Genomic DNA, 25,388 nt, shown 5'->3' with positions numbered 1-25,388 from the left:
TTAACCATTTTTCCGTAAATCAAGGTAGGATATCATATAAGTACAAGTATGCTACCTACCAAGATTATGAGCCTGTGCATCAATTCTAACTGCCTAAATCCCGAAAATTCAGACAATATCTTTTTTTGTCAAGCCTGTGGTTCAGAATTGATACTCCAAGGACGTTATCAGGCTATAATCGAGTTAGGACGTGGTGGCTTTGGTGTTACCTACCAGATTAATGAAATCGGTAAAAATCAAACCAAAGTTCTCAAAGTCCTGATTAATAATCAACCAAAAGCAATAGAATTATTTAAACAAGAAGCCGCCGTTTTAAGTCAACTAAATCATCCCGGTATTCCCAAAGTAGAACCAGATGCTTACTTTGTCTATTTTCCCAACGAAAGCAGAAACCCAATTCATTGTTTTGTCATGGAAAAAATTGAGGGAATAGACTTAGAAAAATATATGCAAAACCGTAAGCGTCCCATTGGTCAAACCTTAGCAATATACTGGCTGAAAGATTTAGTTACTATTTTAGAACAAGTCCATAATCAAAACTTTTTTCATCGAGACATCAAGCCATCTAACATTATGCTGAGGGCTGAAAATGCTCAACCAGTATTGATTGATTTTGGCACAGTTAGACAAGTTACGGAAACAGTAGTTAATCAAGACGGCCAAGTTACAGCAATAGTTTCGGCCGGTTACACACCCCCAGAACAAATTAATAATAACGCTGTACCCCAATCTGATTTTTTTGCTTTAGGACGGACATTTGTTTATTTGCTGACAGGTAAAAAACCACTTGATCCTGCAATATATGATTCGGATCATGAGAGACTAAATTGGCGTATTCATACATCGGAGGAAATATCACCTATGTTAGCAGATTTATTAGATGATATGATGCAGCGTTTATATAAAGATCGTCCGCAAACTACCCATAAAATTTTGCAAAGAATAACAACAATAGAACAATCTTTACAACCAAGACCAACAACTTTTGTACCACCAACAATTGTAAAACCTTCACAACCACCAAAAACAAAATCTACCCGGAGAATTTTTCTGAAATCTGCAAGTTTAATATTGGGAACATTTACTATAGCAGTAGGAGGAAACAATATATTTAAGAATCTATTTAACAATCAAGATCATAAACCAACAACACCAAAAACTACAACTTCCACATCTCCAAATCCAACTCCAGAAAATACCACATCTGTGAGCAACCCGAAAATCTTTAAATTTGAAGTTGTGACCACAGACGCAAAGGGAAACATCACCAACCAACGCAACGCAACAGCAAAATACTTCACAGAAGACCTGGGAAACGGTGTTTTCTTAGAAATGGTAGAAATACCAGGGGGAAAATTCTTGATGGGTTCACCGGAAAATGAAGCGAAAAGAAATGAAAATGAAAGTCCCCAACATCAAGTTAGAGTTCCCAGTTTCTGGATAGGGAAATATGAATTGACACAGGCACAATATCAAGCTATCATGGGGACTAACCCTGCTTACTTCAAAGGTGATAACCGCCCAGTTGAACAAGTCAGTTGGAATGATGCAGTTACATTCTGTCAAAAGTTAAGCCAAAGAACAGGAAAAAACTACAGATTACCCAGCGAAGCCGAATGGGAGTATGCTTGTCGTGCGGGAACAACCACACCATTTTATTTTGGTGAAAGTATTACCCCTCATTTGGTCAACTATCATAGTAATTATACTTACGATTCTATACAAAAAGGTCAATATCGAAACCAAACCACAGAGCAAACCACAGATGTAGGAACTTTTCTCCCTAACGGGTTTGGTTTGTACGAAATGCACGGAAATGTCTGGGAATGGTGTCAAGACGATTGGCATGATAATTATATAAATGCGCCTCAATCTGGTATTGCTTGGACTAGTCAAAGCGGTAGTGCTAAAGTGCTACGTGGCGGGTCGTGGGGTAATAATCCTGATAATTGTCGTTCTGCTTATCGCAACACCCACTACTTCGACTACAACTTCTATCTTATCGGTTTTCGAGTTGTGTGTAGTGGTGCGGCGAGGACTTTGTAGCCCTTTACATTCCATAGATATTATAGCGAATTTAATCATTTAAAAATTTGTCCTTAGATTAATTTACTGATTGATAAAATACCAAATAGCTTCGGCCACAACTCCAGGACGAGATTCCGGTAAATTACTTTCTCCATGGGTAATATTATGTAACTTAACATTAGGAATTAGTTGAGCATAAGTATTACTTCTAGATATAGCAACTGTGGTATCTTGACTACCTTGCAAAATTAAACAGGGTACTTTCATATTAGGTAAGTGTTTTTCTAAAAATTCTGCTTCTATTTCTGGAGTTTTGCGGTTAAAAAGTAAGTGAGAGGCTGTAGGGTAATCTAACAAAGTTTTTCTTAATTCTAAATCCTTAGTGATTTTTTCTTCCCAACCAATTAATTTAATTAAGGGAGTGATTAAGCGTAAAAATTTAATTATCAATGGTGAAAGATTAAATAAGCGCCGTCTTTTTTCCCAATACTGTTTTTGTCCTTCTGCTGCTACACCCTCTGGTGCTAATAGTATCAAACCATATATTTGTTCTGGATATTTTAAAGCATAACTAGCAGCAATCCAACCTCCTAAAGAATTACCAACTAAATAGACTTTCTCTAATTTTAAAGCCTCCAAAAAATCAGCTAAACACTCCACTTGTAAATCTATAGAATGGTGAATATCGGGATTAGCTGATTCACCAAAACCTAATAAATCTAGTGCAAAGCAGTGGATACCCTCAGCCAGTAATTCCATTGTTGATACCCATTCACTACCATCATTCCATGCACCATGCAGAAAAACCACAGGTATTCCATTACCAACCTCACGCCAAAATAATACCCCTTGAGAAAGTTTTCTGCGGGAGTTGCGAAATAAAATATTCATTTTACTTTACTCATTTACTCATTTTTGTAATTTCTAATTAATAGACTTTGGATTTAATTTTCAAATCCAAAATCTTCAATTTTCCATCTTTTACGCAAGAGTTGTTAAGCCACTTAAATAGTCTTGTAACTGACGAGAATGATCATGAGACATATCTGGTTGTGGTAGAGAACTAAGGGGAAAAGCCTGAATTTCCATAACTTCTAAACTATCTTTGATGGTCATTTTTCCTGCGACTTCGGCTTCCACAGCAATACAGATAGAATGAATACGAGGATCACGATCTGGTGAGGAGTAAACTCCTACTAAACGGCCAATTTTGACTAATTCTAGCCCTGTTTCCTCCATTAACTCCCGACGGACTGCATGGGGAACATCTTCTCCCCAATCCACCATACCACCCGGTAATGACCAACAACCATCATCCTTTCTTCTAATTAACACAATTTGACCATCAGGTAAAATAGGGATAATGCTTGTACCCGTAATTGGATGGCGAAATATAATACCCAGTATAGTTTGCCCAAAGTGCCATAAGCTACGTGGGGACTGAATCATTGACGTAAAAAAAATAAGAATGTTCAAGGTCAAAATTTCCTCATCTTATATTACAACATCAAACCAGCCCAGAACTACCTATTCTACCTATTACCTAATTACCTACCCAAATTTAGCTTGACATCAGGATTTTTAGTAAGATATAATGGTATGCTATTCAAAGTGTATTGATTGCAGCACTAGGCTAAAAAAGTATATCAATAATATCGGTAGCTAATATGGCCTAAGTCATGCCTAGATGCCAATTTTTTGTTGTTTATTCATGAGGTGAATATGGCAAAGCGCCGTAACCCGAAGAAAGAGAAGGCGCTACGAAACCAGGCCTACGCCAGAAAGTTTCGTAAACGGACTACTACAGGGAGAATGGGCAGAAGATTCCAGCAAAGATCGCCCAAGAGTGAAGAGGACGAAGGCACAGGGGCAGCAGCAATGGATGCTGCTGATTAATGTATCTGGTTAAATTTTACTCTTTCATATTTTGAATTTTTGGGGTGTACACTAGTACACCCTTATTTATGTCAGTTGTCCGTTGTCAGTTGTCCGTTGTAAAAGGTGAATTACCAATTACCAATTACCAATTACCAATTACCAATTACCAATTACCCATTACCCATTACCCACTCCCTGAATTAAAAATTATTTTCCGCTGAGTTGAGTCCGGGCATTAATAATAGCCTCTCTAACTTGAACAAAGCCTGTGCCTCCATAGCTATTGCGGGCTGCAACAACTTGACGAGGGGCTATGGCTTCATAAATATCCGCTGCAAAGGCAGGATGAATTTCTTGCCACTCTTCTAAGTGCAAATCTTTAAGTAGTTTACCGGCAGCAATACTGGTTTTCACGACTTTACCGACAATATTATAAGCTTCTCGAAAGGGTACACCACGGGCTGCAAGATAATCTGCTACATCTGTAGCATTAGCAAAATCCTCTGTCACCGCTGTTGCTAATCGCTGATGACGAAATTCTAAACCTTCTTGCAGTAAAATTGTCATCGCCTCTAAACAGGCTTTAACTGTGTTCACGCTGTCAAAGATACCTTCTTTATCCTCCTGTAGGTCTTTATTATAAGCCAGTGGTAAACCCTTCATAATCACTAACATGGCTTGTAAATGACCAAATACCCGCCCCGTTTTCCCTCTGACTAATTCTGGTACGTCGGGGTTTTTCTTTTGGGGCATAATGCTAGAACCTGTGGCACAGCTATCTTTGAGAGTGACAAAACGAAATTCTTCCGAAGCCCACAAAATTACTTCTTCCGAAAGACGGCTGAGGTGAACCATGATTATACTAGCAGCACAGAGAAATTCTATGGCGAAATCTCGATCGCTCACTCCATCTAAGCTATTAGCATAAACGCGATCAAAATGCAATAATTTTGCTGTATAGTGGCGGTCAATAGGAAAAGTTGTTCCCGCTAAAGCACCACAACCCAAAGGGGAGATATTCACTCGGCTATAAACGTCTGCTAACCTTTCCCAGTCCCGTTGTGCCATCTGAAAGTATGCTAGTAAATGATGTGCTAAACTCACGGGTTGAGCCCGTTGCAGGTGGGTATAACCAGGAATCAGCGTTTCTACATTTTTTTCGGCTATATCAAGTATAACCCCTTGAAACTCCCGCAATTGCTGGCGAATTTTCCGAATTTGATCACGAAGATATAATCTAGTATCAGTACCTACTTGATCATTGCGAGAACGGGCTGTATGTAGTTTTTTACCGACATTCCCGACGATTTCCGTTAGTCGCTTTTCTACAGCAAAATGCACATCTTCGGAGTCAATACCGGGCTGAAATTGTCCCTGGTCGTATTCTTGACGAATTTGTTCTAAACCTGTAAATAGTATTTCCCCTTCTTCATAGGAAATTATCCCAGTGTGAGCTAACATTTTAGCATGGGCTTGAGAACCAGTAATGTCATATTTGATCAGTTCGATATCAAAACCTATACTGGCATTAAAACGAGCGATCGCCGGATGTAGCGCGGACTCGAACCGCTGACTCCAAGTTTGTTTTTCGGTCATAAATCTGAATAGAGGAGAATGTGATAGTAGACACTACAAAACAGGCAGTAGAAACCGCCTTTACACATAGAGAATACATCTTTATGGGTTTTAAACCCTTGTTTTTTTGTTAATATACGCAAGCTGACTTTGCCTATTTAGTATCAAATTATATTTGCTTGCAACCTTGAAAACACTGTGAGACATTTTTCCTAAAATCAATTCAAAATCTAAAATCTATTTAGCCGAAACTATTTAAACTTTTGAACAGATAACCAACAACTACACCAATAAACAACGCCCAAACTTGCCCAGTTGTGACAAAGTGATTCCAACCAAGTCGCATTTGCTCCAAAATGTCTGGGTCTTTAATATTACTGTAATTAGCCAGAAAAGTGATATGTTGGTGTAAATTGCCTATAAATGGCAATAGTAAATCGTTCAGGTTTTTCATAATACTGTAAGCAAAATCTTGACAAATTCTATTAAATAGTAAAAGTAGCTAATGAAGTAGAAAATACGGCAATTATATTCTATTTTACCTTCTTATCTAACTATGTTTCTGCTGTCAAGCGTAATTTTTCTGAAGTTCTTAAAATTTGTCCCGCTAAAACCGCTGCACCAAAGCCATTATCTATATTTACCACACCTATACCAGCAGCGCAAGAATTGAGCATTGTTAATAAAGGTGCTAAACCGGAAAAACTCGCACCATAACCAATACTAGTAGGAACAGCAATCACTGGACAATCCGTCAAACCAGCTACTACACTAGGTAAAGCGCCTTCCATACCCGCTACAACAATTAATACTGACGCTGATTCTAACAAGTGACGGTTACTTAGTAATCGGTGTATTCCTGCTACACCTACATCCCAAAGACGCTGTACAGAAAAACCAGAAAGTTCTGCGGTGACAGCCGCTTCTTCAGCAACGGCTAAATCAGCAGTACCGGCGGAAAGAATGCCAATTTTACCAGGAAATTTGACTTCAATTACCGAGGGAACAATGGCACAGATTCGAGCTTGTTCATAATATTGTATACCTCTAACTTTTTTTTGAATTGCGGAATATACTTGAGGTTCTATACGAGTAGCCATTACTACAGAAGTCCGATGTCGCATGACCTCCATAATTTGAGCAATTTGTTCCGGTGTTTTACCAGGCCCCCAAATTACCTCCGGGAAACCGGTTCTTAATTGACGGTGGTGGTCTATTTTAGCAAACTCACCTACAGATTGATAGGCTAAATCTTTGAGGGAGTCGAAGGCTATCTCTGGGGTTATTTTACCATTGGCGACAGCTTCTAAGAGCGATCGCAAATTTTCGGGTTGAGTCATGGGATTTTGGATTTTGGATTTTGGATTTTGGAGTTCTCTTATTCAGTCAACAGTTAACTATTTCGTAACTTTAATTTCATGAATATTCCAAAAAGCACCACCAAGAGCAGAAAATTGGATACCTTGAAACCGGTTCCGAATTGCGGACATAGCGTAGGAATTAACCAAATAAATAAAAGGTAAATATTCCTGGGTTAATTGTTGACTTTCCCAATAAATTTCTTTAACTTTCTCTTCATCAAATTCTTGCGCTCCTTGAATATAAAGATCATTAATTTTAATTTCCCAAGGTGTAACTTCTCTCCCTTCAATTGGTTTCTGTCCGGCTTGAGGTTTCTGATTAAACATATGTAAACCTCCTTCAGGTGACCACACATTTGCACCATCATTTGGTTCTAAACCCCCTGTTAAGCCTATTAAACAAGCATCCCAATCTAAAGTATTAGAAAGTTTGGCTATAAAAGCATTCCAAGCCAGAGGTGCAAAATCTACTTGAATACCGATTTTACTTAAATCTTGTTTAATTTGTGAACCCATTGATTCCCGAATTTTATTCCCAGCATTTGTTAATAATGTAAATCTCACCTCATTACCTTGATCATCTAGTAAGAGATTTTTGTCATTATATTTGAATCCGGCCTGTAGTAGTAATTGTTTAGCTTTATCGGGATTATATGTGTAAACCTTCAAGCCTTTTTCTGGTGGTAAAAAATAAGGACTTTGAACATAAATAGGAGAATTTTGAGGTTTACCTAAACCACGAAAAGTATTGTTTAACATGGTTTGTCTATCAATAGCATAGGCTACAGCTTGACGAAATTGGACATTATTAAACCATTTAGATTTAATAGGATCAACTAAGGGTTTACCATCTCTTTTTCCCTTATTTAAATTAAAAGATATAAAGGAAGTAGCAGAACTTAGACCACCATTATATATTTTAAAGTTACCTTGTTTTTCTTGAACTTTTAATAGAGAAAAATAATCAGGAGAAACCCCAATAGCATCTAAATCTCCAGAGCGAAATTGAAGTAAAGCAGTATCAGTTGATTCGACAATTTGCCAAATTATCCGTTCAATATATGGTTGGGATTTACCTTGAACATCTTTACGCCAATAATAGGGGTTACGACGAAAAATTATCCGTTGACTTGTATCATATCTTTCCAGTTTGTAAGGACCATTAACAATCAGTTCTTCAGGAGGAGTATCCACACCCCATTTACTTAAAAACTCTAGTTTACCATCTTTATTTTTGGTTTTGACTGATTTTTCTAAGATATGAGCAGGTAAAATAGGCGCTCCTGTACTCAGTAAAAAAGGTCTAAATGGTTCAGGTACACTAAATTCTACTCTTTTATTATCTATTTTTCTAACTGTTGGTAATTTGCGATCTTTTCCCACTCTTAAAACATCTCTAGTGTCTGTGGGTATGTTTTGATTTAGATAAATATCATTGTAGGTAAAGACGACATCATCAACTGTTAATGGTTCTCCGTCTGACCATTTTAAACCTTCGCGCATAGTAAAGGTAATTTTCGTTTTATCTTCTGATATTTCCCAAGATTCGGCTAATGTTCCTTCTATTTTACCGTTAATGGGATTTTGAGTTAATAATCCCTCATAAGTGTAACCAAAAATATTTGGTGATTCGGAACTCAGCGCAGCATTAAATGTTTTTGGATCACTAAGAATACTAGTTACTAATTGGGGTACTTTAGCGGTGCTAGTTTTTAATTTGGTTGGACTACAAGCGGTAATTGTCATTGCTGTAAAAGCAATGATTGTTATTAGTAATAAAAAGCGTTTGGTGGAATTGAGTATTGTTTTAGTTAATGTCATAGTTTCGGTAATTAAATAATTATTTTTAAGTTAATGAACGAGAGTTAAACCAGTCGAGAAAATGCTGGGTTATTGTAAAATACCTAATTCCAGCATTGCGTAAAGCATATTGAACTTCAGGTTTACCAAAGTCTTTACTGTTATTACTAATAAATGCTTTATCTTCTTGAGGATATAATTGGGCATGATCTAAGATAGATTGTAATATTATATTATCCATAATATCATTTTTAACTAACCATGCTTCTGTTTGAAAAATAGTTGTTTCTGCAATATTCTGAATTAAACTTTTATTTAAATTTATTAATTCTGAATTATTCAGAAGCTGATCAATAGTAGTGAAAAGTCTATCTTGAATATCATTAATCAATAGTTCATTATTTATACGCGCTTCACCTAAATTACCCATAAATAATCTAGCATAATCGGATGTTTTATCACGGTTTAATTCCTTAATCTGTTTATCCATTTCTTCTTGAAAATCTAAGCGTTTTCTTTTATCTATTTTGTATGTAGTCAGAGATTCAATATAACAAATATCTGGTATAACTATACGAATTGATGAAGGAATATCTTGCAATAAATCTACTGCTTTTAAATCTTGTCCTTTAGCAACAGCCATCAAAAAATTAGTTTCAATGTAAAGTATAATCACTTTAATTCACCTTGATATAGCAAGTTATTTATATTAGTTATCAACTGTTTAAAGGCATCCCTTTACTAAGGGTTGTAGTATCTCCATCTTCTAAAAGCTGCAACAAACCAATTTCAGCAATTTCTTTAAATTTCGGTGGTGTTTCTGATTTCCAATGATAAGCTAAATCACGAATCCAGCCTTCCGTAAGTCCTGTAAGATACAGACTAAATATCCTTTTTTTACCGAAGCTTGAATCGTAATGATTAAAAACCTCATTTGTATTAAAATTGATAATTTCTGAAAATTTGTGACCATTCCATTTAAAGATAAGAATATCTTCTAAATCAACAAACATAGCAAATTCAACTTTGTTTCTTACTGAGGTTTGCCAGTTTTCAATCATTCGCCAAAGATCATCTGCTATATGTTTATGTGGGTACTTAAAAGGAAAACCTCTAATTTTACCAACCAGAATGCTGTTTCCATGTTTATCTAAAGCGATTAAATCGGGAATATCTACATCTCCTAAGTTTTGATTTAGCATAGTATGATTTTCTCCTCAATTAATAAGCATATATTTTTCGTTTTCAAGCATTGATTTTAATGCCAATGATGAGTGAATGGTTTTATTAGATAAATGCCTAAAATTCAATCACCAGCCACCAACAAAACCACTGCATAAGCACAAATCCCTTCTTCCCGTCCCGTCGGTCCCAATTTCTCATTAGTGGTAGCCTTGACACCAATTTGATTTGGTTCTACTGCTAAAACTGCTGCTAATTTATCCCGCATTTTAGAAATATGAGGTTTTAATTTGGGACGTTCAGCAACCACAACAGAATCAATATTGCCGATTTTCCAACCTTGATCAAGAATTAGCTGATTGACCTGTTTTAATAATACAAGACTATCAGCACCTTTCCATTGGGGATCTGTGGGGGGGAAATAATGGCCTATATCTCCTAAAGATAATGCTCCTAGCATTGCGTCCATGATGGCATGAGTGAGGACATCAGCATCACTGTGTCCTAACAAACCGAGTTCATGGGGAATATGAATACCGCCCAAAATTAAATGGCGATCGCTCACCAATCTGTGTATATCATAGCCATTACCAATTCTGATGTTCATAGTTAGTTGTCCGTTGTCAGTAGTTAGTTGTTAGTTAGGGAATCTTCTCCCCGTTACCTGTTCCCTGTTCCCTCTCTTCTTGCCATTTTTTCAGTAAATCGGGACGACGTAAAGCAGTACGTTCAACTTGTTGTTGAAAACGCCAACGGGCTATTTTACCATGATTACCACTTAGTAACACATCTGGAACTTTCCAACCGCGAAAATTAGCAGGACGGGTATACTGGGGAAAATCTAACAAACTTTCTTCAAAACTCTCAGTTTTGAGAGATTCCTCCTTACCCACAGTTCCCGGTAACAGACGCATCACACCATTAATCAAAGCCATAGAAGGAATTTCACCCCCAGTCAGGATAAAATCTCCTAAAGACACCTCACGAGTCACTAAATTTAGTACCCTTTCATCTACTCCTTCATAGTGACCACAGATGATAACTAATTGGTCGTAATTCGTGGCTAATTCGCGCAGCAAGGGCTGGTTAATCGTTTGTCCTTGGGGACTCATGAAAATCACATCTCGACGGGGCAGAATTGGCAAAGACTCCACCGCAGCAAAAATAGGTTCTGGCTTCATTAACATTCCCACCCCACCGCCGTAGGGTTCATCATCTACCTTGTGGTGTTTATCCGTGGTAAAATCTCTGGGGTTAGTCAGATGCACCTGAGCAATCTGTTTAGCTAAAGCCTTACCCAATAAACCAGAATGGAGAATTGAAGTAAAACAGTCAGGAAAAAGTGTAACTATATCAAAACGCACAGTAATTCGTATTCGATAGAACTAATATTAGTGGTAGATACTGAACAAACACAATAACTCATAGCCTAGACTGGCCTAAGCCATAGAAATAGCTAAAATCAAGAAAAAATCTACCAATAGTATCTAAAAGTACCATAACTTTTAGTTCTTTGGTAAAATTAAAAGTTTTTCTAATCACTGGATTTGTGTTTAAATTGTGTTTAAATATTGTCACCACTAAATTTAAGTTAATAATCCCACTAATGTTAACAACTTCCGGGATGCATCCAGCCAGCCATGGCTACGCTATCAGAAGTAAGAGTGTCAAAACCTACTAAAACCTAAATCTAGAAAGGAATTGTAGTTGTATGAGGACTATAAAAGCCCTATAGAAGTCGTAGATAGGTAAAAAACAATGGCACTGGCTATGAGAAAGACGGACATGATGTCATAGTTGAAGCCTCATGTAAGTCAAGCCGTGTCCTCTCACACCAAGCAAAAGGCGAAAATTAACAAGTACCCAACCTTGTTCAATTAACCTGAAGTTGTTGACTCCCTCAAGCAGAAACACAATGCCGCAGTTAGAAGTTAAATCGCTGGAAATGAGGACACCCCAAGCAACTAAAACCGCCGTTATGGTTATCGGAGGCGCAGAAGATAAGGTTCATGGACGAGAAATTCTGAGAACTTTTTTTATTCGTGCTGGCGGTAACAAGGCGTATATTACAATAATTCCATCAGCCTCCCGGGAGCCTGCCATTATTGGTGGTAGGTATATCCGCATTTTTGAAGAAATGGGTGCGGAAAAGGTGGAAATTTTAGACATTCGTGAACGGGAACAATGCGAAAATCCTGAGATTAAAGCATCCCTCGAAGCCTGTAGTGGTGTCTTCTTGACAGGAGGAGACCAACTGCGCCTTTGTGGAGTCCTCTCCGATACCCCAGCCATGGAAATTATCCGCCAACGGGTGAGAGCCGGACAACTGACTCTAGCAGGTACAAGCGCTGGAGCAGCCGTAATGGGTCATCACATGATCGCTGGTGGTGGGAGTGGTGAAACACCCAATCGTTCCCTGGTGGACATGGCAACCGGTTTAGGATTTATTCCTGAAGTGGTAGTTGACCAGCATTTCCATAACCGGAATCGCATGGGCAGACTTGTAAGTGCTATCGCCTCTCACCCTGATCGCTTAGGCATTGGTATTGATGAAGATACTTGTGCTGTGTTTGAACGGGATGGTTGGTTGCAAGTTATGGGTAAAGGTAGTGTTACTATTGTTGATCCAACAGAACTAACCCATACCAATGAACCTAATGTTAGTGCTAATGAACCCTTGACTGTACATAATTTACGACTACATATCCTCAGTTACGGAGATCGGTTCCATCTTTACCAACGTACTGTTTTACCTGCTGTGCATCGCATCTCTAGCTAACGGGATAGAGTATCTAAAGTGACACTGGCTTGACCGCGACTTGATTTCTTCCTGTCCCCAGATTTAGATATGATCTCACTAGAAAAACTGTTCAGAATGAACAGTTTAGCGGTCAATTCCAGTCAGAAACTAGAATTTTGGTTCCGAATCTCCATCTACCTATTCCCATGAGAATCCTCAAGATCCAAACCTTACGCGGCCCAAACTACTGGAGTATTAGACGGCACAAACTGATAGTTATGCGCCTCGACTTAGAGAATATTGCCGAAACTCCCTCTAATGAAATAACTGACTTTTATGAAGGATTAGTAGAGGCGCTGCCAAGTTTAGAGGGTCACTATTGTTCCCCCGGCTGTCGTGGTGGTTTTCTAATGCGGGTGCGAGAAGGCACTATGATGGGTCATATAGTGGAACACGTAGCCTTGGAACTCCAGGAATTGGCGGGAATGCACGTAGGTTTCGGTCGCACCCGTGAAACTGCCACACCTGGGATTTACCAGGTAGTGATTGAGTACCTAAATGAAGAAGCGGGTCGTTACGCAGCACGGGCAGCAGTAAGGCTATGTCAAAGCATTATTGACCGAGGCCGTTATCCGAAAGCCGAGTTAGAGCAAGATATCCAAGACTTAAAAGACTTTTGGCGCGATGCAACTCTTGGACCGTCAACAGAAGCCATTATTAAAGAAGCTGAGAAAAAAGGCATTCCTTGGATGCCTTTACCAGCAAGGTTTCTGATTCAGTTGGGCTATGGTATCCATCAAAAACGGATTCAGGCCACAATGACCAATAACACAGGCATTCTCGGTGTAGAATTAGCTTGTGATAAAGAGGCTACTAAGCGTATTCTCTATGCTAATGGTATACCAGTTCCTAGAGGTACAGTCATCAATTTCTTTGACGATTTGGAAGAAGCTATTGAATATGTTGGCGGTTATCCAATCGTTATTAAGCCTTTAGATGGTAATCATGGCCGTGGTATCACCATTGATATCAGAAACTGGAAAGACGCAGAAGCGGCCTACGAAATGGCTAGACAAGTTTCTAACTCAATCATTGTCGAGCGGTATTATCTTGGCCGCGACCATAGGGTATTAGTAGTAAATGGCAAAGTAGTCGCTGTAGCAGAAAGAATACCAGCCCATGTCCTGGGTAATGGCAAATCTACTATTCTAGAACTCATTGAAGAAACTAACCAAGATCCTAAGCGCGGTGAAGGCCATGATAATGTCCTCACTAAAATTGAACTAGACCGCAGCAGCTACCAGCTACTAGAAAGACAAGGTTATACTATCAATAGCGTGCCTCCATCAGGAGCAATTTGTTATCTACGGGCAACGGCAAATCTAAGCACGGGTGGTAGCGCTGTAGACCGTACGGACGAAATTCACCCAGAAAACGTTTGGTTAGCACAGCGGGTAGTCCGAATCATCGGTTTAGATGTTGCTGGTATAGATATTGTCACTTCTGATATTAGCCGTCCTTTGAGAGAATTAGATGGTGTGATTGTCGAAGTTAATGCGGCCCCTGGTTTCCGAATGCACGTCGCTCCTAGCGTGGGTATACCCCGTAATGTCGCTGGTGCTGTGATTAATATGCTATTCCCCAATGATCAAGCCAGCCGTGTTCCCATTCTCTCAGTCACTGGCACAAATGGCAAAACCACTACTACCCGCCTATTGGCACACATTTATAAGCAAACAGGTAAAGTAGTTGGTTATACTACCACAGACGGTACTTACATCGGTGATTTCTTGGTAGAATCAGGGGATAATACGGGTCCTCAAAGCGCTCATGTTATCCTCCAAGATCCTACCGTAGAAGTGGCGGTATTAGAATCTGCTCGTGGTGGTATTCTCCGCTCTGGACTCGGTTTTGATAATGCTAATGTGGGTGTAGTATTAAATGTATCTGCGGATCATCTGGGTATCGGTGATATAGATACTATAGAGCAATTAGCCCATCTTAAAAGCGTAGTTGCTGAAGCTGTATTCCCTGATGGTTATACCGTACTCAATGCTGATGATCCACGGGTTGCGGCTATGGCAGAAAAAACTAAGGCCAATGTGGCTTATTTTACCATGAATCCCGATTCGGAACTGGTGCGAAAGCATATCCAAAAGGGAGGAGTAGCCGCAGTCTATGAACATGATTATCTGTCAATTGTTAAAGGTGATTGGACACACCGCATTGAAAGAGCGGAAAATATCCCCTTGACAATGGGCGCAAGAGCGCCATTTATGATTGCTAATGCTTTAGCTGCAAGTTTGGCGGCTTTTGTCCAAGATGTCACAATTGAGCAAATTCGTGCTGGTTTAAGAAGTTTCCGCGCTTCTGTAAGTCAAACCCCAGGACGCATGAATTTGTTTAATTTGGGTAAATACCACGCTTTAGTTGATTATGCCCATAATGCGGCTAGTTATGAGGCTTTGGGTTCATTTGTTCGCAACTGGACAACAGGACAGCGTATTGGTGTGGTTGGGGGTCCTGGCGATCGCCGTGACGAAGATTTTGTTATGCTGGGTAAGTTATCGGCGGATATCTTTGACTATATTATTGTTAAGGAAGATGATGATACCAGAGGACGGCCACGGGGTTCAGCCTCGGATTTGATTACTAAGGGTATTAATGAGGTTAAGCCTAATAGTCGCTTTGAATCAATTCTAGACGAAACTCAAGCCATTAACAAAGCCTTAGATATGGCTACCGATGGTAGTTTGGTGGTAATTTTACCAGAAAGTGTTAACCGGGCGATCAAATTAATTAAGTTGCGTGGTGTGATAGATGATGAAATACCACTACAAAACTCAATTAGCAATGATTCCCAGACAAAACTTTCAGGGGGGGTAGCACCTTCTTCTGTGGTCAATACGCCGATTTAGTGAACTTTATCTTGTTTGTAAATTCCCCCCGGACTAATTTATAATTTCAGTCTGGGGGTTAATTTTAGCTGTAATTCATGTTATTTACGTTTAGTAATTAACCAACCTCAGCCGATAAATACAAAAGTGGCAATAATGCTGAAAATTAATCGGGGTAGCATAGGACTTACGTAAGATGTGGCTGAACACCTTATTCTTGCGTAGGGGTAATTCATGAATTACCCCTACTTTCGGTTCTTTTTGCGTAAGTCCTGTAGCATTTGGATGAGGCTTCAATATTATCTTACCTCAGAGAGTCCTATACCCAACCAATCACTTAATTCCTTAGCTAACCATTCTAATTCTGCTTCAGATTGGAGAGTATCAAGATTAAACTCAAATTTTTCCACGCCCGCCCAAATTTCTAATTTTGCTGGTTGTAAGCTTCTATCTCCATCTGAATTTTTAGTAAAATATTGTGGTGTATAAATCAGTTTATTAATACTTGCTCTAGAAGCTGAACGACGACGAATTTTCCATTTTCCTAACCAAGCATTAAAAGTAATTTGTTCTTTATCTATACGTACTTTCACGCTGCCAAATAAAGGGTATAATATGCCATTACATATCATCGAAAAACCAGCACCCCAAAAAGGTAATGAAAACAAAGCAAAGGGAATATTGGCGGGAAAAGGAGCAGAAAGAGCGCCAATAGTCCAAACTAATATAAATAAATTCCAAAATGTGGCAAAAAAACCTATAAATACCATCGAGGGTTTAAAGCCAGTAGGGGGGATGGTAATTTCTAAAAAATCTTCATTTTTTGTAAGTTGAACTTTACTACCTGCTGGTTTACCAACAGCTAAAGCTGTAATTTCGGTATATTCTCCCTCTCCCTGTTTTAAAGCTATTAGCGCTTGAGTTGCAGAAGAGAAACGCTTTTCTAAACTCGGTTCTGTGATTTTCTGCAACCAATTAGTAAAATAGGGACTAATATTAGCAAATTGCTCAAACTCAATGCAAAAATCCTTTTGGGGTAAATCTGCTGGGTGAGTCCCCGTCACCAAATAAATTATTGTGCATCCTAAGCTATAAAGGTCAGAAGCGGGAACTGTGCGGCCTCCAAACTGTTCTTGTGGCATATAACCATAGGTTCCGACAATCGTTCTTGTCCCTCCTTCTGCTGCTAGAACAGTCTGAACTGAACCAAAATCTACTAAATAAACTGAACCGACGCTATTACCAGAACGTTCTCCTAATAAAATATTACTAGGCTTAATATCACGATGGATAACTGGCGGATTTAAGTTATGTAAATATATAAGAATTTCTAAAAGTGCTTTGGCAATTTCTTGGACTTCAACTTCTGTAAATTTTCTCCCAGTTTGTAAATATTGTTCTAGGGTTTGGGCTGGGATATAAGTCTGGACCAGGGCAAATCCTTTATATGTAGGGGAATTAACCTCAAAATAGTCTAAGTATGCAGGAATAAAAGGATGTGATAAAGATTTTAAAGTTTGGGCTTCCCTTTCAAATAATTTCAGATCATCCCATTCAAAATCACCACCAAAAGCAAGTAACTTGACAATTACCGATTTTCCAGTTACTACATCAGTAGCTAGGAAAGTGCTTCTACCAGCTTTTTTGCCTAACTGTTGTTGAATCTCGTAGCGATTGGCTAATATTTCCCTATTCATGATCATTAAAGTATCCTTGTGTCACTCATGAGCATAAATACCAAAATAATCTTCCCCATTCCTGATTTTTATTTAATTGTTAAATTAATTGTTAATTTTAATTTTTAATTGCTTATGCCTTCCCCACTTTGGCCTTATATTACTCCAGGGATTCCCGATGAATTATTTGAGCATTTACCAGGTATTCCCATCAGGAAGTAGGGCTGGTATACACTGAGGAAACTATGTCATAACCAGTAATAGCAATTTCCATATTATTGGCTTTGTTACCTAAAGGAAATTGCCGTATCAAATTGCTAAAGTTACCTATCACTTCAGCGAAAAATTGTTTTGCGTCTGGTTCTGCTTCTTCTAGTGTATTTGTTGCCCAAATCTGTAATAATTTAACAAAGGTGAGATTAAGTTTATCCGTATTTGCAGCCAGTAAAGGGTAAACTACCTGGGGACTATATTCACTTTCTGCGGTGGCTTGTAATACTTCTAATAAAAATTGTAAATAGGTATCAATATCTGCTTCATTAAGCGGCGTTTCTGGTGCTGGAGTTAGGGGTATATTTAACTCTTCACTCAGTTGAGAAGCTAAGGACAGCAACCAGTTAGCAGTATTTTCCTCTCCCTGTTGGGTAAAGGTCTCTGCTACCCCTACCACCGCTTGTAAAAAACCAACATCGAGTAATTCGGTGTTAGCTTGTAATATAGCCGCTTCTTCACCATTGGGACAACTAAGTAGTTGTTGAATTAGCTGATAATATGCCTGTAGACGCTGTTCATCCATAATTTAGGACTGGATAGGGTAGAACCTAGATCATGCTTCAATAGTATCTTGACACATTGCGGACAATATTACCCTGCAAATCCCGAAAATTCTGATTCTGACAAAAAAATCATCAGTCAGTGCGTCAGATGCAATTATTTAGTAATAATGAACAGATTTTCAATATCTGACTCACCCTACAAATTCTGACAAAAAAAATCATCAACTGGTGCGTCAGATGCGATTATTTAGAGTTGTAAATTGGGTTGAGGAACGAAACCCAACAAAATATAGCAATACTACCCCAATCGTGAGAAAATACGTAGATAAAAATCCTTGTTTTATAAGCATTTTAGCCTTGTTAAACTCTCTCGTAAGTAGGTTGGCATTAAAAATTGTCTTTATAGTGAGGGAACAGGGAACAGAAAAGAGGTTTTGGGCAACTTTACTTTTTGTTATATATTTCGGTTTTTTCCCTTCACCTACTTAACCAATAATTTTCAACCCCTCCCCAAACCTCTGTCCGCAACGGGGAGAGGCTGAAAATCTGAAAATCAAGTATATTATTCAATGGACTTCTCCGGAAATTAGGTTTTCAGCTAGATAAGTTAAGGGTTTGAGACTGTTTTGCAAAGATGTCTAATACCTTATCCAAATTGGAAAAAGCCTTGATTTGTAGGTTGGGTTGGAGTATGAAACCCAACCTACAGAAAATGGACTACCAGTTTATAAACCTCATAGTGTATATCTTTAAATTCTGGATATCCTGATTCTGATAATTAAACGCAGATGAACGCGGATGTTATACTAGTTTTTGATTACCCTGTGGCGTTGCTGAAACCAGGTATGAATTTATGTGTAGAGACGAGAGTCTCTAACCAGGTCGCGTCTCTACAAGGGTTTTGAAATCATCAAAAATCATTTTCATACCTCAAATCAGCAACGCCCCTCTGTTATCGTGTATTATAAATCCTGATTCTGACAATATGCAAGCTTGGACACCTAATACTCTACTCTGGACACCTAATACTCTACTACAGAACGGACAGTATATCATTAAGAAGGTCATCGGTGGCGGTGGCTTTGGTGAAACATATTTAGCAGAAGATACGGAAGAAAACAGGTTGGTTGTGATTAAAACCCTCAACCGCGAACAACGAGAAAAACCCGACTTTGCGGAGGGACAAAGGAGGTTTAGAAAAGAAGCTTTAGATTTATCAAAATGCTATCATCCCCATATTGTCAAAGTTTACGACATTTTTTTAGAAAATGGTCTTCAGGCCATTGTTATGGAATACATTGACGGGGATGATTTAGCAGCGTATGTGGAAAACAGCACAGCTGAAAATGGGTACTTGTCAGAAACTGAAGCTTTGCGCTACACCGACCAAATTGGACTAGCTTTAGAATGTGTTCATGAACGGGGACTTTTACACCGAGACGTGAAACCCAATAATATTTTATTGCGACGGAAAAGCAAGGAAGCAGTATTAATTGATTTTGGGTTAGCGCGGGAATTTCGACCGGGAAAAATCAGAAGCATGACAGCCACGAAAACCGAAGGTTATGCACCCATAGAACAATATCGACGGCGTGGAGATTTTGGTTACTATACAGATGTTTATGCTTTAGCGGCGACATTATATAGTTTATTAACGAATAGAGTTCCCATACCTGCTAATTATCGCGCTGAGGAAGATGTCAAGTTGTCACCACCGCAAAAATATAATCCGCAGATTAGCGATAAAGTAAATGCTGCTATTCTCAAAGGTATGGAGTTAGAACCTGTCAACCGTCCCCAGACCGTGCGGGAGTTTCGGGAGTTATTGGGTTTGGTTGTTCAACCTGTTGTGAATATTCCCACACCTCAATCTGTTAATTTTAATATTCAACAACCACAGAGAAGAACCCCACCCCCTAACCCCCTCCCCGCAAGCGAGGAGGGGGAACTAAAATCATCCTGTGGAATAGACTACAGGAAACTACGTGACTACCTCGCACAAGGAAAATGGAAAGAAGCAGACGCGGAAACAAGACGGGTAATGTTAGCGGTTGGGAAACGGGAAGAGGAAGGTTGGTTAGATGTTGAACACATTGATAATTTTCCCTGTGAAGACCTTCGCACCATTGACCAGTTGTGGGTAAAATACAGTGATGGGAAATTTGGTTTTTCTGTGCAAAAACGCATTTATCAAAGTTGCGGTGGAACAAGAGAATATAACCCTGACATCTGGAAGAAGTTCGGAGACAAGGTAGGATGGAGAAAGGTAGGAGACTGGTTGTACTATGATATTACCTATACAAGATCACCAGAGGGACACCTCCCGGTGTGTCCCGTTGGGGCTTGTTTCCCATTACTACGGTTAATAACATGGAGTTTTCTCTGGTCTCTTGCGTCGCGTCGAGACTTGTAAACTGTAACATTCAAAGGTTACAGAAAAAATATTAAGAATTGTAAAGAGGTAATTTTCCACGCAGTGTACTGGTTTAACCAGTGCATAATGTTTGGTAAATCTGATTTACTAGATACTGATACTGCTTTTAGAGGTTCTTTGAAAGGTATTAGATGAAATCAATAATCTCCGGAAACCTAACCCCCCTCTTCCCCAGCAGGGCGTTTTCATTTTCTAAATTTGCCATGCCTACGGCGAGCGAAGCTATCGCCAGAACCTTTTGACCATCAATATTTGGGCTTATTTTTCCAGGACTTACGCAAAATATCTCTCAAATCCTCATTTCTCCGTGACCTCTGTGCCTGGAGTGGTTCGTTATTCCATGAATCTTGCGTAAGTCCTATTTTCATATTAATTAATCAAAAATTAGGAAAGAAAGCCTCTATTGACCTGTGGGAAAGGGTTTTGGGGACATGATTTTCCAATTTACCCTCGACTTTGAAAATGCCCTGCTTTTAAAGAGGATGATTTTCGGATAAGAAAAGATAATGCACCGCATAACTTTGCAGTTATGCGTCCTATAGCAGTTAATGCTTTAGGAAAAGAGAAGACTAAAAAATTGGGAATTAAAAGCAAACAGTTTTGTGCCGGATTAGATAACGAATATTTAATAAAATCAGGACTTACGCAAAATACCTCTCAAACCCTCTTTTCTTCGTTATCTTCGCTCCTTCGTGGTTCATTATTCCGTGACTTGTGCGTAAGTCCTAAAAATTAATAAAAGTCTTACAATGTATCTGATAAAAATCAGAATAACATAAATAATAAATAATTTAATAAATAATTTGCTCTTCTTTTGATTCTCTAATTGAATCTAAATTTTCTATGCCTAGAAGTCCAGATATTAATATATAGAACTTAACCAAATAAGTTCATTAGAAAAGATAACTAATTTCTTTCAATTTATTAAATGTTTGGGATATTAATAAAGGATTTTATAAGCATTTGAATTAAATTATATGTTTTATTCGCTATTGATACACTAAAATATAGGACTCCTATTTGAATTTTGAATAAATTCCGTACATCTCAAGAGTGGCAAAATCAAAGGAAGTGTGTCGAATAAACCACTCAAACATCCACTTTAAATGAGAAAATGTTGGTATCAACGCACAGAAACGCCGAACCCATGTTTTGGCTTGTAACCAAATATTCTGTTCAGAAATCAAATAGGAGTCCTATAGCATTGTCATTAATATCTGTAAAATCTAACAATGCTTCTCCCAACTTTTCCAGTTGTTCTATATTCAAACTGTTGATATTCCCCTCCTGCTAAGATTTATTATGGAAATAATAATATTAGTGATTAAAAACTCTATATATATGGACGCAATATTTTCCACAACTAACATCATCATACACGAAACTTGGAAGACTGTCAACCCCCCTGGCTGAAATTAGCAAAACTCGTGAGATTATTGATAAAATTCTCAATAATAATGAGAATAGACCCTTAGTAATTGAGAAAGTTCTTTTTTTTCAAAATCCTATACAAATAACTTATATCCTGACATAAGAAAACCGAATATCATGAAAATTTAATTGGCTAGAATTGTTGGGTTGTGTTATCACTTAACCCAACTTACAGAGTATAATATTTACGACAACCTCAAATAATTAATTATTAGAAAAATGCCCTCTACCGTTACTCTCACCATTATCACTGGGAAACTTTCAGGAAAACAATATATATTTGATAGTCGCAGCACCTGTATTATCGGTAGAGGTGAAGATTGCAATTTGCAAATTGCCGATGATATTGACATGACAGTTTCCCGCTATCATTGCTTATTAGATATCAATCCTCCGAAAATGAGAATCCGTGATTTAGGAAGTTTAAACGGTACGATTGTTAATGGTAAAAAAATCGGACAAAGGAAACCTGGTGAATCTCCAGAAGAAGCATTAAAGGCAGTTTTTCCCGAATATGATTTAAGTAATAATGATCGGGTAGCGGTAGGAGATATTATTTTTGATATTAGGATAGAAATAGAACAAGAAAAACAGAAAACTCCTTATATTCCAGTGCAAGCAGAAAATAATAAACCGAACTTTTTTGAGATTATTAAAAATCTGCTAGATTTAGCAAATAAAGGTAATCAAGATCTCCAGAAAATTTCTAATTATCAGATTATTAAGTCTTTAGGTGAAGGTGGATGTGGAGAAGTATTTTTAGCTGAACATATCCCCACGAAAAAACGGGTAGCACTAAAGTTAATGTTGCCTAAAGTTGCTGCTAAAGAACTGGGTGTAAAAATGTTTTTGCGAGAAACAGAAAATACTAAATGTTTACAACACCCTCATGTAGTGCAAATGTTAGATTATGGCTATGCAGAAAATACCTTTTTCTTTACAATGGAATATTGTGGGGGTGGGGATGTTTGGGATTTGATGGAGAAATCAGGAAGACGTTTACCTGTTAACATAGCTGTTGATATTACTCTGCAAGTTCTTGACGGGTTAATCTATACCCATAATGTCGAAGTTCCTTGTGTGAAATTAGCAGATGGAAGACTAGGAAAAGGTAAGGGTTTAGTACATAGAGATTTAACACCGAATAATATTTTTATTACTAATATTAATGGTAAAATGATAGTCAAAATTGGAGATTATGGATTATCCAAAGCTTTTGATTTAGCTGGTTTAAGCGGACACACTTTCACAGGTGCGAAAATGGGGACTCCTGCGTTTATGTGCCGTCAGCAATTGCTAGATTTAAAAAATTCTTTACCAGAGGTTGATGTGTGGGCTTGTGCTGCTTGTTTATATAATATGTTAACGGGATATTTCCCCCGTGATTTTGTTGGTGAACCTTGGACTTGTGTGCTAAGAAATGATGCTGTACCCATTCGTAAACGTGATAGTAGTATTCCTGAAAAGTTAGCAGAAGTGATAGATTTGGCTTTAATAGAAAAGCCAAAAATTCATTTTCAAACTGCTGCTGATTTTAAAGCAGCGTTGTTAAAATGTGTTTGATGCTTCTTAAATTTTAGTAATTTGAGGATCTAAAACAATGCGTGTACCAGTTATATCTACATGATAAGTCCAGAATTGGCTTTTAACTTTAACAATTATTTCCCAGCCTGAAATAGGATCAAAAATTTGAGCGCAAACTTCACCGAAATTAAAAACACAGGAATTACTAAAAGTCTGCTTTTTTGATTGGGTAATTTTCAAGTAATTTACTGGTAAACCAGAACGTTTAGAAGTATCACTCAAAACCGCATTAGCAATTTTTTTCGGTAATTGATTATTGAATTGATTATTGGTAATTTTCGGGTCTAAAATAATTTGTGAACCAGATTTATTAACATGATAAGTCCAAGATTGTTCTTTCACCTGCATAATTACAATCCAACCGGGAATAGGATTATATTCCCTTGTGCAAACTTTCCCAAATTTCAAAATACAGGAATTACTAAAATTTGTAGATGTGACTTGAGTAATTTGTAAATTAGAAACTTTCACCCCAGAAACTCTAGAAGCATCTCTTAGCAATGCTTGGGAAATAGATTCAGGTAAAGTATTTTGATTTAACTGTAACTGTTCAGGATTTTCAGCATTTGCAGATATATGATTTTCACTTACGCCTAAACCACAAGCCAATAAGCTGGTAATAGCGAGAAAAAACACAAAAATTTGCGGAAAACCAGGAATATGAGAAAATAGCCTAGTAATTAAATTCATAACCATGTCAATTAACGAATTAGTTATTTAATCTGCTCTGATTAGAACTGATTAGAAGATGTTTTAAAAGTGGGAGGCTGTTGTAAGAGGATGTATGAATTTAGACTTTTCAAGCATCCTCTCAGGCGGGGTCAGGGAAAGGTAGGGGAGTTAAGTGTTTTATGTTTACTTATCTCATAGAATACTTTTAAAACATCCGCCAAGAAGTTGATCCTAATCTATCAATTTCTGCCAACTCATTGCCCCAATGATACCATCAGCAGTTAAGCCGTTTTGCTGTTGGAATTTCTTGATTGCTGCTTCTGTTTTTGGACCATAAATACCATCAGGATCTGTACCTACACGATATTGTAAATATCTAATAATCACACCACTGGCATGAGTTCCTTGAATCACCCGTTTAGCCAATATTTGATTAATAGCATCCCAGGTGGTATTACCTGCTATCCCTGTTGGTAAAACTCCCACAATTCTCTGGAATTTTTCTGTCGCTGAAGATGTCGCCGGTCCCATGCTATTATCTTCTGTTAAGGGGCGATTATTTTTATCTGTAATTTTTAGACGATTTAAACTCTGTTGTAGTCTGAGAATGCTCTTGTCTTTATTGCTTCCTTGGTCTATAACAGGATTTGCGGGTAAGTTAGCAACAGGATTTTCAGGTACATTAGGAACAGGATTGACAGGTGTATTTGTTACTTTACCTGTTAAACCAGCAACTATGGCGTTGGCCATGGCTTCACCATCATATATTTGCATATCTTTGGCAGAATCAATGAAGCAGCATTCTATCAGGATGCCCGGCATATTTGTTCTTCTGAGAACATACAAGTGTGAACCACTTTTAACACCACGATTAAAAAAGCCTAATTTGACAATTTCATCTAATACTTTTTGGGCAACTTTTCTGCCACTGTCGCTAATCGCAAATACTTCGGACCCATTGGCTTTACCATTAAAAGCATTAAAATGAATGGATACAAAAAAATCTACTCGGTTACTATTGGCTTTATCACAGCGGCTACCTAAAGAACGATTTACTGTACTGGCGCTATTGGGTTTACAAGGAATGACTGTATGCCCCAAACTTTCTAATTTATCTATAACCTTATTGCCTACCTCCATTGTTAACCTATCTTCCGATCTTATGCCGCTTGCACCACTATCAGGAGGGCAGTTGTGGCCAATATCAATGCCGTATTTCATTTGTATCTCCTTGAGTAACTTTACTGGTATTTTAATGATCCACTACTTGTTAATCTATTTCCAAAAAGCATAGATATGATTTTAATCTCTAGGCAGAGATTCCCCCATTAATCCCCAAAAATGTTTAAGATTA

22 protein-coding genes and 3 pseudogenes are annotated in these 25,388 nt (G+C 38.0%); 9 read left to right on the top strand and 16 right to left on the bottom strand.

Annotated elements, in window-relative coordinates; all coding sequences use genetic code 11:
- The first annotated feature begins 66 nt into the window (after positions 1–66).
- Positions 67–2,046, top strand: coding sequence for a bifunctional serine/threonine-protein kinase/formylglycine-generating enzyme family protein (locus tag H6G25_RS01070; RefSeq protein ID WP_190390897.1), 1,980 nt, complete (start codon positions 67–69; stop codon positions 2,044–2,046).
- Between the two features lie 63 nt (positions 2,047–2,109).
- Here the strand turns inward: H6G25_RS01070 and H6G25_RS01065 are convergent, their stop codons facing one another.
- Both H6G25_RS01065 and H6G25_RS01060 read right to left on the bottom strand, forming a co-directional pair.
- Entirely contained in the window at positions 2,110–2,919 is an 810-nt protein-coding gene (locus H6G25_RS01065; protein WP_190390896.1) for an alpha/beta hydrolase, read from the bottom strand.
- A 90-nt stretch (positions 2,920–3,009) separates the two neighbouring features.
- The gene (locus H6G25_RS01060) at positions 3,010–3,504 is read right to left on the bottom strand and encodes an NUDIX hydrolase (RefSeq protein ID WP_190390895.1); all 495 of its coding nucleotides are present in this window, start codon (positions 3,502–3,504) and stop codon (positions 3,010–3,012) included.
- Positions 3,505–3,750: 246 nt separating this feature from the next.
- On the opposite strand from H6G25_RS01060, the gene H6G25_RS01055 reads away from it, so the two are divergent.
- Both H6G25_RS01055 and H6G25_RS01050 read left to right on the top strand, forming a co-directional pair.
- Positions 3,751–3,924: a hypothetical protein gene (locus H6G25_RS01055; RefSeq protein WP_165790207.1), complete on the top strand. Its 174-nt coding sequence runs from the start codon at positions 3,751–3,753 to the stop codon at positions 3,922–3,924.
- A 68-nt stretch (positions 3,925–3,992) separates the two neighbouring features.
- A complete protein-coding gene (locus tag H6G25_RS01050) occupies positions 3,993–4,127 on the top strand; it encodes an alpha/beta hydrolase (protein WP_190390894.1) in 135 nt (44 codons plus the stop codon).
- On the opposite strand, the gene argH is transcribed toward H6G25_RS01050, so the two are convergent.
- From argH to trmD, 8 genes are all read right to left on the bottom strand, one after another.
- Entirely contained in the window at positions 4,114–5,502 is a 1,389-nt protein-coding gene (argH, locus tag H6G25_RS01045) for an argininosuccinate lyase (RefSeq protein WP_190390893.1), read from the bottom strand. The genes H6G25_RS01050 and argH overlap by 14 nt on opposite strands.
- Positions 5,503–5,722: 220 nt before the next feature.
- Positions 5,723–5,935 (bottom strand): hypothetical protein, encoded by a 213-nt coding sequence (locus tag H6G25_RS01040; RefSeq protein ID WP_190390892.1) that lies wholly within the window; start codon positions 5,933–5,935, stop codon positions 5,723–5,725.
- Positions 5,936–6,035: 100 nt separating this feature from the next.
- Positions 6,036–6,821 (bottom strand): nickel pincer cofactor biosynthesis protein LarB, encoded by a 786-nt coding sequence (gene larB / locus H6G25_RS01035; protein ID WP_190390891.1) that lies wholly within the window; start codon positions 6,819–6,821, stop codon positions 6,036–6,038.
- A 57-nt stretch (positions 6,822–6,878) separates the two neighbouring features.
- Positions 6,879–8,663: an ABC transporter substrate-binding protein gene (locus H6G25_RS01030; protein ID WP_190390890.1), complete on the bottom strand. Its 1,785-nt coding sequence runs from the start codon at positions 8,661–8,663 to the stop codon at positions 6,879–6,881.
- A gap of 25 nt (positions 8,664–8,688) precedes the next feature.
- A complete protein-coding gene (locus H6G25_RS01025; protein WP_028090525.1) occupies positions 8,689–9,318 on the bottom strand; it encodes a PIN domain-containing protein in 630 nt (209 codons plus the stop codon).
- Between the two features lie 40 nt (positions 9,319–9,358).
- The gene (locus H6G25_RS01020) at positions 9,359–9,844 is read right to left on the bottom strand and encodes a hypothetical protein (protein WP_190390889.1); all 486 of its coding nucleotides are present in this window, start codon (positions 9,842–9,844) and stop codon (positions 9,359–9,361) included.
- 104 nt (positions 9,845–9,948) lie between these two features.
- Positions 9,949–10,431, bottom strand: coding sequence for a 2-C-methyl-D-erythritol 2,4-cyclodiphosphate synthase (gene ispF, locus H6G25_RS01015; protein WP_190390888.1), 483 nt, complete (start codon positions 10,429–10,431; stop codon positions 9,949–9,951).
- A 34-nt stretch (positions 10,432–10,465) separates the two neighbouring features.
- Positions 10,466–11,188, bottom strand: coding sequence for a tRNA (guanosine(37)-N1)-methyltransferase TrmD (gene trmD / locus H6G25_RS01010; protein ID WP_190390887.1), 723 nt, complete (start codon positions 11,186–11,188; stop codon positions 10,466–10,468).
- 551 nt (positions 11,189–11,739) lie between these two features.
- On the opposite strand from trmD, the gene H6G25_RS01005 reads away from it, so the two are divergent.
- Both H6G25_RS01005 and cphA read left to right on the top strand, forming a co-directional pair.
- Positions 11,740–12,603: a cyanophycinase gene (locus tag H6G25_RS01005; RefSeq protein ID WP_028090521.1), complete on the top strand. Its 864-nt coding sequence runs from the start codon at positions 11,740–11,742 to the stop codon at positions 12,601–12,603.
- A gap of 167 nt (positions 12,604–12,770) precedes the next feature.
- A complete protein-coding gene (cphA, locus tag H6G25_RS01000; protein WP_190390915.1) occupies positions 12,771–15,482 on the top strand; it encodes a cyanophycin synthetase in 2,712 nt (903 codons plus the stop codon).
- Between the two features lie 278 nt (positions 15,483–15,760).
- On the opposite strand, the gene H6G25_RS00995 is transcribed toward cphA, so the two are convergent.
- Entirely contained in the window at positions 15,761–17,158 is a 1,398-nt protein-coding gene (locus H6G25_RS00995) for a serine/threonine-protein kinase (RefSeq protein ID WP_190390886.1), read from the bottom strand.
- 114 nt (positions 17,159–17,272) lie between these two features.
- Between H6G25_RS00995 and H6G25_RS00990 the strand changes: the two are divergent.
- A pseudogene (locus H6G25_RS00990) lies at positions 17,273–17,347 on the top strand (precorrin-6B methylase); the annotation flags it as partial.
- A gap of 1 nt (position 17,348) precedes the next feature.
- On the opposite strand, the gene H6G25_RS00985 reads toward H6G25_RS00990, so the two are convergent.
- Positions 17,349–17,933: a hypothetical protein gene (locus tag H6G25_RS00985; RefSeq protein ID WP_242034853.1), complete on the bottom strand. Its 585-nt coding sequence runs from the start codon at positions 17,931–17,933 to the stop codon at positions 17,349–17,351.
- A gap of 965 nt (positions 17,934–18,898) precedes the next feature.
- Between H6G25_RS00985 and H6G25_RS00980 the strand changes: the two genes are divergently transcribed.
- Positions 18,899–20,326, top strand: a complete 1,428-nt coding sequence (locus H6G25_RS00980; RefSeq protein WP_190390885.1) for a serine/threonine-protein kinase — start codon at positions 18,899–18,901, stop codon at positions 20,324–20,326.
- Positions 20,327–20,816: 490 nt separating this feature from the next.
- Positions 20,817–20,981: pseudogene (locus H6G25_RS00975) on the top strand (ISAs1 family transposase); the annotation flags it as partial.
- A 382-nt stretch (positions 20,982–21,363) separates the two neighbouring features.
- Here H6G25_RS00975 and H6G25_RS00970 read toward each other — a convergent pair.
- Positions 21,364–21,522: pseudogene (locus H6G25_RS00970) on the bottom strand (IS630 family transposase); the annotation flags it as partial.
- A gap of 1 nt (position 21,523) precedes the next feature.
- Complete coding sequence (locus H6G25_RS00965; protein WP_347239136.1) at positions 21,524–21,625, bottom strand: DUF4351 domain-containing protein; 102 nt, start codon at positions 21,623–21,625, stop codon at positions 21,524–21,526.
- Between the two features lie 372 nt (positions 21,626–21,997).
- On the opposite strand from H6G25_RS00965, the gene H6G25_RS00960 reads away from it, so the two are divergent.
- Positions 21,998–23,341, top strand: a complete 1,344-nt coding sequence (locus tag H6G25_RS00960) for a protein kinase (RefSeq protein ID WP_190390884.1) — start codon at positions 21,998–22,000, stop codon at positions 23,339–23,341.
- Between the two features lie 6 nt (positions 23,342–23,347).
- Here H6G25_RS00960 and H6G25_RS00955 read toward each other — a convergent pair whose 3' ends face one another.
- Positions 23,348–24,052 carry a hypothetical protein gene (locus H6G25_RS00955; RefSeq protein ID WP_347239134.1) on the bottom strand — a complete coding sequence of 235 codons (705 nt, stop codon included), beginning with the start codon at positions 24,050–24,052 and terminating at the stop codon, positions 23,348–23,350.
- Positions 24,053–24,265: 213 nt separating this feature from the next.
- Complete coding sequence (locus H6G25_RS00950; RefSeq protein ID WP_190390882.1) at positions 24,266–25,255, bottom strand: N-acetylmuramoyl-L-alanine amidase; 990 nt, start codon at positions 25,253–25,255, stop codon at positions 24,266–24,268.
- Positions 25,256–25,388 lie beyond the last annotated feature (133 nt).

This window comes from Dolichospermum sp. FACHB-1091, from assembly GCF_014697585.1.
Taxonomy (GTDB): domain Bacteria; phylum Cyanobacteriota; class Cyanobacteriia; order Cyanobacteriales; family Nostocaceae; genus Dolichospermum.
Note: the sequence above shows the minus strand (reverse complement) of the source record. Positions and strands in the feature narration are given on the sequence as shown.